The sequence below is a fragment of the Phenylobacterium sp. genome (genome assembly GCF_035475775.1).
GTDB lineage: Bacteria > Pseudomonadota > Alphaproteobacteria > Caulobacterales > Caulobacteraceae > Phenylobacterium.
The window spans coordinates 1-9,008 of sequence record NZ_DATIMC010000145.1; the positions used below are offsets into that span (position 1 = coordinate 1).

10 protein-coding genes and 1 pseudogene are annotated in these 9,008 nt (G+C 72.3%); 6 read left to right on the top strand and 5 right to left on the bottom strand.

The window, feature by feature from the left end:
• The 3 genes and pseudogenes from VLI41_RS16740 to VLI41_RS16750 all read right to left on the bottom strand — a co-directional run.
• Window positions 1-911, bottom strand: a pseudogene (locus VLI41_RS16740) (phosphomannomutase/phosphoglucomutase); the annotation flags it as partial.
• Between the two features lie 88 nt (window positions 912-999).
• Complete coding sequence (locus VLI41_RS16745; protein WP_325269228.1) at window positions 1,000-1,992, bottom strand: KpsF/GutQ family sugar-phosphate isomerase; 993 nt, start codon at window positions 1,990-1,992, stop codon at window positions 1,000-1,002.
• A gap of 79 nt (window positions 1,993-2,071) precedes the next feature.
• Window positions 2,072-2,317: a hypothetical protein gene (locus VLI41_RS16750; protein WP_325269229.1), complete on the bottom strand. Its 246-nt coding sequence runs from the start codon at window positions 2,315-2,317 to the stop codon at window positions 2,072-2,074.
• A 106-nt stretch (window positions 2,318-2,423) separates the two neighbouring features.
• Between VLI41_RS16750 and gpmA the strand changes: the two genes are divergently transcribed.
• The 4 genes from gpmA to VLI41_RS16770 all read left to right on the top strand — a co-directional run bounded on the left by gpmA (window position 2,424) and on the right by VLI41_RS16770 (window position 6,198).
• On the top strand, window positions 2,424-3,140 hold the full coding sequence (gene gpmA / locus VLI41_RS16755; RefSeq protein ID WP_325269230.1) for a 2,3-diphosphoglycerate-dependent phosphoglycerate mutase: 717 nt from the start codon (window positions 2,424-2,426) through the stop codon (window positions 3,138-3,140).
• Window positions 3,137-3,589 carry a bifunctional diaminohydroxyphosphoribosylaminopyrimidine deaminase/5-amino-6-(5-phosphoribosylamino)uracil reductase RibD gene (locus VLI41_RS16760; RefSeq protein WP_325269231.1) on the top strand — a complete coding sequence of 151 codons (453 nt, stop codon included), beginning with the start codon at window positions 3,137-3,139 and terminating at the stop codon, window positions 3,587-3,589. The genes gpmA and VLI41_RS16760 overlap by 4 nt, the downstream gene beginning before the upstream one ends.
• A gap of 72 nt (window positions 3,590-3,661) precedes the next feature.
• Window positions 3,662-4,924, top strand: a complete 1,263-nt coding sequence (locus tag VLI41_RS16765) for a pentapeptide repeat-containing protein (protein ID WP_325269232.1) — start codon at window positions 3,662-3,664, stop codon at window positions 4,922-4,924.
• 20 nt (window positions 4,925-4,944) lie between these two features.
• Complete coding sequence (locus VLI41_RS16770; protein WP_325269233.1) at window positions 4,945-6,198, top strand: pentapeptide repeat-containing protein; 1,254 nt, start codon at window positions 4,945-4,947, stop codon at window positions 6,196-6,198.
• A gap of 83 nt (window positions 6,199-6,281) precedes the next feature.
• On the opposite strand, the gene VLI41_RS16775 is transcribed toward VLI41_RS16770, so the two are convergent.
• On the bottom strand, window positions 6,282-6,743 hold the full coding sequence (locus VLI41_RS16775) for an Hsp20 family protein (RefSeq protein WP_325269234.1): 462 nt from the start codon (window positions 6,741-6,743) through the stop codon (window positions 6,282-6,284).
• A 288-nt stretch (window positions 6,744-7,031) separates the two neighbouring features.
• Between VLI41_RS16775 and VLI41_RS16780 the strand changes: the two genes are divergently transcribed.
• Both VLI41_RS16780 and VLI41_RS16785 read left to right on the top strand, forming a co-directional pair.
• Window positions 7,032-7,343: an SCP2 sterol-binding domain-containing protein gene (locus VLI41_RS16780; protein WP_325269235.1), complete on the top strand. Its 312-nt coding sequence runs from the start codon at window positions 7,032-7,034 to the stop codon at window positions 7,341-7,343.
• The gene (locus VLI41_RS16785; RefSeq protein ID WP_325269236.1) at window positions 7,343-8,659 is read left to right on the top strand and encodes an alpha/beta hydrolase; all 1,317 of its coding nucleotides are present in this window, start codon (window positions 7,343-7,345) and stop codon (window positions 8,657-8,659) included. Before VLI41_RS16780 ends, VLI41_RS16785 begins: the two co-directional genes overlap by 1 nt.
• Before the next feature lie 12 nt (window positions 8,660-8,671).
• On the opposite strand, the gene VLI41_RS16790 is transcribed toward VLI41_RS16785, so the two are convergent.
• Window positions 8,672-9,008: inositol monophosphatase family protein (locus tag VLI41_RS16790; RefSeq protein WP_325269237.1), on the bottom strand; the 337-nt coding region annotated here is incomplete at its 5' end.

A 9,008-nucleotide genomic window follows, 5' to 3' on the forward strand; every position in this document is an offset into this window, starting at 1 on the left:
GTGGACTTCACGTCGACCACGAAGGTGGCGTCCTTGTGCAGGGCCGAGAGGTCGCGCGCCAGCATCAGGCCGATCTTGTCGGCGAAGATCTCCTCGCCCTCGTCGTCGACCACCCCGCAGCGGTCGCCGTCGCCGTCGAAGCCCAGCGCCAGGTCGGCCCCGTGCGTGCGCACGGCCTCGGCCATGGCGTGCAGCATGACCTGGTCCTCGGGATTGGGGTTGTACTTCGGGAAGCTCCAGTCGAGGGCGGTGTCCATCTCGACCACCTCGGCCACCCCCATGCGGCGCAGCGCGTCCGGGGCGAAGGCGCCGGCGGTGCCGTTGCCGCAGGCGCAGACCACCTTGAGCGGCCGCGTGAGCGCAGCCCGCGACGCCGCATCGGCGATGTAGCGGTCCATGACGCCTTCGACGCGCACCAGCTTGCCGCCGTCGCGCGCCTTCCACTGGCCGCCCAGCGTGATCTCCTTCAGCCGCCCCATCTCCTCCGGGCCGAAGGTGAGCGGACGCTGCGCGCCCATCTTGACGCCGGTCCAGCCGTTCTCGTTGTGGCTGGCGGTGACCATGGCGACGCACGGCGCATCGAGGTCGAACTGGGCGAAATAGGCCATCGGCGTGACCGCGAGGCCGATGTCCAGCACCTCGCAGCCGGCGGACATCAGGCCCAGGGTCAGGGCCTGCTTGATGGACAGCGAATAGGACCGGAAGTCGTGGCCGACCACGACCTTGCGGTGGCCGAGCTCCTGGACGTAGCTGCCGAGCCCCAGGCCGAGCGCCTGGACGCCGAGCAGATTGATCTCCGGCCCGAACAGCCAGCGCGCATCGTACTCGCGGAATCCCGTCGCCTTGACCAGCGGCTCGGTCTCGAAGGCGAGCGTGTTGGGGACGAGGTCGGCGCGCGGGACGTGCAGCATCGTGGCTCCAGGCGATTGGCAGAGTGGGTTTAGTCGGCCCTCGGCCCCCACGCCACCAACGCTTCGGGCGAGGCTTGGTTTTCGCGGCCTACATCACCCCGGCGCGCAGCAGGTCGTGGACGTGCAGGATGCCCACGGGCCGGCCGGCCTCGACCACGAACAGCACGGTGACGCGGGGCAGGGCGGTCTCGCCCGCGTCGGCCGCGCCGCCTTCGGTCATGATCGCCAGCGCCTCGGAGGCCAGCATGTCCGGCGGCACGGTCTTCCTGGGCCCGGGCGTCATCACCTCGAGCGCGGTGCGGTCGAGCAGGCCCTCGATGTGGCGGCGCAGGTCGCCGTCGCTGATCGCGCCCACCAGCCGGCGCGCCTCGTCGACGACGCCCACGATCCCGAAGCGCTTGCCGGTCATCACCAGGAGCGCCTCGCGCATCGGCGCATCGGCGCCCACCAGCGGCAGCTCCTCGCCGCCATGCATCAGGTCGCCCACGGTGCGCAGCATGGCCCCGAGCTTCCCGCCCGGATGGAAGACGTGGAAGTCCTGCGGCTTGAACCCGCGCCGCTCCAGCAGCGCCACGGCGAGCGCATCGCCGAGCGCCATCTGCAGGGTGGTCGAGGTGGTGGGGGCGTTGACCTCCGAGGTCGCCTCGGCGGCGTCGGCCAGCCTGAGCACCACGTCGGCGCCGCGGCCCAGCGCGCTCTGCGGCTCGGCCGTCATGGCGATGAGCGGGATGCGGAAGCGCTTGGCGTAGGCCAGCACGTCGGCGAGCTCGCGCACCTCGCCGGATTTCGACAGCGCCAGGATCACGTCGCCGTCGGCGATCATGCCGAGGTCCCCGTGGCTGGCCTCGGCGGCGTGGACGAAGATCGCCTGGGAGCCAGTGGAGGCGAAGGTGGCGGCGATCTTGCGCGCCACATGGCCGGACTTGCCGATGCCGGTGCAGACGATCCGCCCCTTGGCGGCGAACAGCCGGTCCACGGCGCGCGCGAATGTCGCGTCGAGCGCCCCGGCCTGCTGGCCGAGCGCCTCGCCCTCCACGGTCAGGACGCGGCGGGCGACCGCCACGGCGTCGAAGCCGCTCATCCCGCCTGGCTCCCGAACGAGCGTCGCAGGACAGGGCCTGCTCGGAGGGGCCGCGCTGCGCAGGCTTGGCGGGGCAGGGTCATTGCGAGGGGCTGAGCGCCTGGTTCTGCAGGTTGCGCACGGCGTCGCGCGCCTGCCGCAGCCGCTGCTGGGCGGCGAGCTGCTCGCGCTGCATGGCGGCGCGCATGGCGGGCGTCTGCTGCACGGGGGTATGGCCAAACGGGGCGGGCGAGCGCGCGCCCAGGCCCTGCGGCCAGACGAGCGCCAGGGCCACCACGAGGATCGTGAGGACGCCGAGGGCCGGCAAGTAGAGACGATCGAGCATGCGAGGCTCCTATAGCGGCTCCGCGCGCCCTCGGCCATTGCGCGCACGCTTGACGGAACGGCCCCCCCGGCCCTAGCCGCTCTCCAGCCATCGCCAGGAGGCGCCCTTGCCCATCCTCATCCTGCTGCGCCACGGACAGAGCCAGTGGAACCTGGAGGACAGGTTCACCGGCTGGGTCGACGTCGACCTGACGCCGCAGGGGGAGGCCGAGGCGCTGCGCGGGGGCGAGCTCATCAAGGCCGCCGGGATCGCCATCGACCGCTGCTGCACCTCGGTGCTGACCAGGGCGATCCGCACCTCCTGGCTGGCCCTGTGGGCGGCCGGCCAGGCCTACGTTCCCGAGACCAAGGACTGGCGGCTGAACGAGCGCCACTACGGCGGCCTGACCGGCCTCAACAAGGCCGAGACGGCGAAGCAGCACGGGGCCGAGCAGGTCATGATCTGGCGCCGCTCCTACGACGTCCCGCCGCCGGAGCTGGCCGCGGACAGCCCCTTCGACTTCGCCCGCGACCGGCGCTACGCCGGCGCGGCCCTGCCGCGCACCGAGAGCCTGAAGACCACGCTGGATCGCGTGCGCCCCTACTGGGAGGATGAGATCGCGCCAAGGCTGGCGGCCGACGAGACGCTGCTGGTGGCGGCGCACGGCAACTCGATCCGGGCGATCGTGAAGCTTCTCTTCGGCGTCTCGGATGCGGAGATCGTCGGCGTGGAGATCCCGACCGGCAATCCGCTGGTGGTGGAGCTGACCGCGTCCCTGAAGCCCACCGCCGCGCGCTACCTCGACGGCGCGCGCGCCCAGGCCCTGCCCGGCCATACGAAATGAACGCAGACGAAACCCACATGCGCCGCGCCATCGCCCTGGCGCGGGCGAGCCTCGGGCGCACCGCCGAGAACCCGGCGGTGGGCTGCGTGATCGTGCGCGACGGCCAGGTGGTCGGCGAGGGCGCGACCGGCGAGGGCGGGCGGCCGCACGCCGAGGAGGTCGCGCTGGCCCAGGCCGGCGAGGCGGCCCGGGGCGCCACGGCCTACGTCACCCTGGAGCCGTGCGGGGCGCGATCCTCCGGCGCGGCCTCCTGTTCGGAGCGGCTGATCGCGGCGGGCGTCGCGCGCGCGGCGATCGCGCGCGAGGATCCGTCGCCCTACGCCGCCGGCCAGGGGCTGGCGCGGCTGCGTGCATCCGGCCTCGATGTTGACCTGGGGTTGCTGAGCACCGAGGCGGCGCCGCTCTACGCCGCCTACCGGCCGCCCAACACCGTCAGGCCAAAAGGCTAAACATTGGAAATCTATCCTTAATCCGCAGCGTCCTAGGCTTCCGATGCAAGGAGTCCCAGCGAAGCCGACGCCATGCCTTCAGCGCCCGCCAGCAGCCTCGTCGTCCGCCGCCTGAACCAGGCGGAGGTGGAAGCCATTTGCGCCAAGCACGACCGGCTGTGGAGTTCGCGGCCGGGCGGCGCGCGCGCGGTCTTCGCCTGGTGCGATCTGACCGGCCTCGACCTCTCCGGCAAGAACCTCTGCGATGCCGACTTCACCGGCGCGGTGCTCGCCGCCTGCCGGCTGCACGGCGCGAGGCTCGATCACGCCAACATGTTCGGAACCGACCTGCAGGACGCCGACCTCGCCGAGGCGTCGCTGCGCCGCGCCGACCTGCGCGGCGCCTGCCTGCGCAACGCCAACCTCACCGGCGCCGATCTGTTTGAGGCCGACCTGCGCGAGGGCGTGCTCGCCGCCGCCGATCGCCACTACGGATTCCGCCGGCTGGAGACCACCTTCCTGAACTCAGGCGAAGTGCAGGGCGCGATCCTCGCCGGCGCCAACCTGGAGCGCTCGCGGCTTTCCGGCGTGATGGCGGTGCGCGCCGACTTCACCGACGCGGTCCTGAAGGACGCCAAGCTGGTCCGCGCCAACCTCAAGCACGCCGCCATGACCGGCGCGGACCTGTCGGGCGCGGACCTGTCGGGCGCGGACCTCGCCGGCGCCGACCTGCGCGACGCGATCCTGGTGGGCGCCAAGACGGCGAGCTGGAACGTGCTCGACGCCAATCTCGCCGGCGCGCTCACCGACGAGCCGACGGGCCGCCCCGCCGAGCAGGTGAAGTACGCCAACCTGGTGCGCGAGCACGCCAGATGGTGCGAGACCGACGGGGCGGAGGGCAGTCCCTCCGCCTTCGACAAAGCCGATCTGCGGGGGCTCTCCAGCGTGCGCGGCTTCAACCTGACGGCGCTCTCCGCGAAGCAGGCGATCTTCTACGGCCTCGACATGGAAGGGGTTCAGCTGCAGGGCGCGCATCTCGACGGCGCCGACTTCAGAAGCTGCAATCTGCGGCGGGCGGACCTGCGCGGCGCGCGGCTGGTGGGCGCCAAGCTCACCGGCGCGGACCTGCGCGAGGCGCAGATGGGGCCTCTGATCCTGGGCTCCGACCGGCTGCTCTCCTGCGATCTCTCCGGCGCGATGCTGAAGTTCGCCGATCTCACGGGCGCGGACCTGCGCCGCGCGGTGTTCAAGAACGCCGACGTCAGCCGCGCCAATTTCCGCGGCGCCCTGATGCGCCAGGCCGACTTCACCGGCGTCGTGCGCCACGCGGCGCTCGGCCTGGAGGACGTGGTCTGAGCCCGCGCGCGAGACTCTAGGTGGCCAGACCCGCCCTTGCCGGACGCCGCCGGCTGACCGCGGCCGAGCTCGACCTGATCGTCTCGGCCCACGGCCGGCTGGTCGCCGGCCAGCCGGGCGGCAAGCGCGCCTGCCTGCCGTTCGTGGACTTCTCGGGGCTGGACCTTTCCGGGCGCGAGCTGTCGGGCGCTGACCTGCGCGGCTCGGTGTTCGACGGGGCCAAGCTCGCAGGCGCGCGCCTGATCGGCGCCAACCTCGCCGGCTGCGACCTGCGCGGTGCCGATCTGCGCGGCGCGGTGCTGGCCAGGGCCGACCTGCGCGGCGCCTGCCTGCAGGCCGCCAATCTCACCGACGCCGACCTCTCCGAAGTCGACCTGCGGCCCGGCAAGGTCGCCTTGCCGCATCCGAGCAAGGGCTTTCCGGCGGTGGTCGAGGAGCCTCGCGCGGGCGAGCTCGACGGGGCCAACCTCGCCGGCGCGAGCCTGGACGGCGGTCGCCTGGACGGGCTTTACGCGCAGGGGACCGACTTCGCCGACTGCTCGTTCAGAGGCGCGAGCCTGATCGACGCCAATCTGAGGGGCGCGAGCCTCGCCGGCGCGCTTCTCGAGAAGACGGCGCTCTCGGGCGCCAACCTCGAAGGCGCAGATCTGCAAGGGGCCGTGCTGACCGACACCAGGCTGGACCAAGCCAAGACCGCCGGCGCCAAGCTGGATCGCGTTCTGGCGGCGCCCAGCCGGGCGGACCTGACCCGGGCCGAGCAACTGCTCGCCGGCATCAAGGGCCACGACCAGTGGGTGCGCACGGGCGGCAAGCAGGGCGGCCGGGCCGTGCTCGACGGCGAGGACCTGCGGCCGCTCTCGGGGGAACTGAAGGGGCTCAGGCTGACGGCGATCAGCGCCAGGCGGGCCATCCTGGTCGGCGTCGACCTGTCCGGGACCGAGCTGCAGGGCGCGGACCTCGAGGCGGCCGACCTGCGCGGCGCGCAGCTGCGCGAGGCCGATCTGCGAGGCGCCAAGCTGGCGGGCGCCGATCTGACCAAGGCGGAGTTGACGGCGGCGCTGCTGTCGCCGCTGCCGCTGGGCGGCGGCCGCTCGACGCCCGCGAACCTCAGCGGAGCGCGATTGCGCTCGGCCACGGCCGCGGGCGCGGACTTCACCGGCGCGCTGCTCGCCGACGCCGAGCTCAAGGGCTGCGACCTCACCGGCGCCAAGCTCGCGGCGGTGGAGCTCTCCCAGGCCCAGCGTCGAGCGGCCCGCGGGCTCGCGGCGGCCTGAGCCCGCGCAAGAAAAGGGCGGCGCGGAGGGCCGCGCCGCCCAGCTTCAGCCGTGTGCGTCCGCCTAGGGACGCGTTCGGATCGTCAGGCGGCCTGTTCGGCGGTCTCGCCTTCGATCAGGGTCGATTTGCCCGAGCCGATCTCGATGCGCCTGGGCTTCAGCGCTTCCGGCAGCTCGCGCTTGAGGGCGATCTGCAGCAGCCCGTCGCGCAGGTCGGCGCTGGTCACCACCACATAGTCGGCCAGCTGGAACCGGCGTTCGAAATTGCGCTCGGCCAGGCCGCGATGCAGGAAGTTGCGGTCCTCGTCGTTGGCCGCCTTGCGGCCCTGGACGGTCAGGAGGTTCTCCTTGACCTCGACGTTCAGCTCTTCCGGCTTGAAGCCGGCGACCGCGATCTCGATGCGGTATTCGTTCTCGGCGGTGCGTTCGATGTTGTAGGGCGGATATCCGGTCGCCGCTTCGGCGGTCGCCGATTCCAGGAGGTCGGCGAGGCGATCGAAGCCCACGACCGAGCGATAGAGGGGAGAGAAGTCGATAGTACGCATGCGATTCACATCCTTCTTCTTGAAGCAAGGTTGCGTTGTGGTTTGAGCGTGCCTCGCAAGCCGGAGGCCTTGCTGCGCGCGCCCGGAAAGCCCGGAAATCCAGCGCCTTCCGCGATTTCAGGTGGGAAGGCAGCGGGCTCCCGTCAAGGCCTTCGGGCCGGGCCGCGCGGCGCGAGAGCGACCGAATGACGCTGCGCCGGGCGAAGGCCGCTTCCGCCCGGCTGCGGCGGTTTACTTCCCCTTCCGGCGAGGTGAAGCTTTCCTGTGATTCGGGAGCACCTTGGGGGCATGGCGACGCTGGAGGAGCTGACGGAGCGCATCCGCCACGCCGCAGCGGCCGACAAGCAGATGGGCAAGTCGGTGAAGCTGGACCTCAAGGGCGAGGGCGTGATCCATATCGACGGCGCCGCCGTGACCAATGAGGACAGGCCGGCCGACCTTGTGGTGACCCTCGCCAAGCGCGATCTGGAGGCCATCGGCAAGGGGCAGCTCGATCCGGTGCGCGCCATGATGAGCGGCCGAATGAAGCTCTCCGACATGGGCCTGGCCTTGCAGCTTCGGCCGCAGATCCAGGCGCTGTTCGAGCGGGCGCGCGGCTGATGGACGACCCCGCTCCGCTGATCGCCATCCCCGAAGCGCCGGTCCCCGAGGGCGCCGAGCCCGCCTGGCTCGAGGGCCTTGGCGGGGCGCCGCTGCGCGCGGCGCTGTTCACGCCCAAGGGCCGGGCGCGCGGCTCCGTCGTGCTCTCCGGCGGCCGCACCGAGGCGATCGAGAAGTATTTCGAGGCCATCCAGGACTTCCTCGACCGCGGCTTCGTCGTGCTCGCCCACGACTGGCGCGGCCAGGGGCTGTCGCATCGCGCGCTCGCCGATCCCCTGAAGGGGCACGCCGAGGGGGCCAAGCCCTTTCTCGAGGACTTCCGCATCCTGCTCGACGCCTACCAGGCGCGCCTGCCGAAGCCGTGGATCGCGGTGGGGCACTCGATGGGCGGTTGCCTGACCCTGCTCGCCATGACGCGCGGCGAGCACCGCTTCGCCGCCGCGATCCTCTCCGCGCCGATGCTGGGCGTGCAGACCGGCGGCCGCTCCCTCGCCTCAGCGAAGCTCCTGGTCGGCCTGAGCAAGCTTCTCGGGCGCGGCAAGCGCTACATCCTGAACGATCCGGGCAAGCCGTTCGACGACATCTTCGAGACCAATGTGCTGACGCACGATCCGCGCCGCTACGCCCGCGGCTGCGCGCTCCTCAAGGCCGAGCCGAAGCTGGCGCTCGGCTCGCCCACCTGGGGCTGGCTCGATTTCGCGCTCACCGCCACGGCCGAGCTCGCGAAGCCCGAGCGGCTCGCCCGCGTGACCGCGCCGGTGATCATCCTCTCGGCCGAAGAGGACAGGCTAGTCGACAACGCCGCCCAGAGGGCGGCCGCCCGCCACCTGCCGCAGGGGAAGTTCGTCAACGTCCCCGGCGCCTACCACGAGATCCTGATGGAGAGCGACGACATGCGAAATATCTTCCTGCGGGCGTTCGACGCCCTGGCCGGGCGCACGGCGCCGAAACCCGCCGAGCCGCCCCAGACGGCGGTGGCTCCGACGCCGGCGCCGAGCCCCGTCGCGGCCACGGCGGCGGCCAGGGCCGCTCCGGCTCCGGCGGCGAAGAAGCCGGCCGCCAGGAAATCCGCCGCGAAGAAGCCGGCGGCCAAGAAGGCCCCGGCGAAGGCGGCCGCAGCGAAGAAGCCGGCCGTGAAGAAGGCCCCGGCCAAGCCTGCGTCGGCCAAGAAGGCTCCCGCCAAGAAGAAGCCCGCGGCCAAGCCGGCGGCGGCCAGGAAGGCGCCTGCGGCCAAGAAGACTGCGGCGGCCAAGACGCCGGCCGCCCGCAAGCCCGCGGCCAGGAAGGCCCCGGCGAAGCGCAAGCCGACGGCCTGAGGCGCTGCAGTCTCAGGCGGCGGCTCTCCGCAGGGCGACCAGCGCCGCCTCGAGGCAGGCGGGATCGCCGGCGATGGCGACCTGGCCGCGCCATGTCGAGTCCCGCCCGGCCGGCCGGCCCCCGAGCTCCTGGCCGCGCCAGTCGGTGACCAGGCCGCCCGCGCCGGCGATCACCGGGATGGCCGCCTCGATGTCCCAGGCGGCGAGCCCGGCCTCCAGCACCAGGTCCAGGGTTCCCGCCGCAACCATGGCGTAGGCGTAGGCGTCGCAGCCGAGGCGCGAGAGCCTGGCGGCGGCTCGCACCTGGTTCCAGGCGCCTTGCTCGGCGCCATCGAAATAGCTGCTGGCG

Excerpts from the sequence above, each read along its gene's own strand:
- VLI41_RS16745 (WP_325269228.1), bottom strand. The coding sequence starts at position 1,992 with ATGAGCGGCTTCGACGCCGTGGCGGTCGCCCGCCGCGTCCTGACCGTG.
- VLI41_RS16750 (WP_325269229.1), bottom strand. The coding sequence starts at position 2,317 with ATGCTCGATCGTCTCTACTTGCCGGCCCTCGGCGTCCTCACGATCCTC.
- VLI41_RS16760 (WP_325269231.1), top strand. The coding sequence starts at position 3,137 with ATGAACGCAGACGAAACCCACATGCGCCGCGCCATCGCCCTGGCGCGG.
- VLI41_RS16765 (WP_325269232.1), top strand. The coding sequence starts at position 3,662 with ATGCCTTCAGCGCCCGCCAGCAGCCTCGTCGTCCGCCGCCTGAACCAG.
- VLI41_RS16775 (WP_325269234.1), bottom strand. The coding sequence starts at position 6,743 with ATGCGTACTATCGACTTCTCTCCCCTCTATCGCTCGGTCGTGGGCTTC.
- VLI41_RS16780 (WP_325269235.1), top strand. The coding sequence starts at position 7,032 with ATGGCGACGCTGGAGGAGCTGACGGAGCGCATCCGCCACGCCGCAGCG.
- VLI41_RS16785 (WP_325269236.1), top strand. The coding sequence starts at position 7,343 with ATGGACGACCCCGCTCCGCTGATCGCCATCCCCGAAGCGCCGGTCCCC.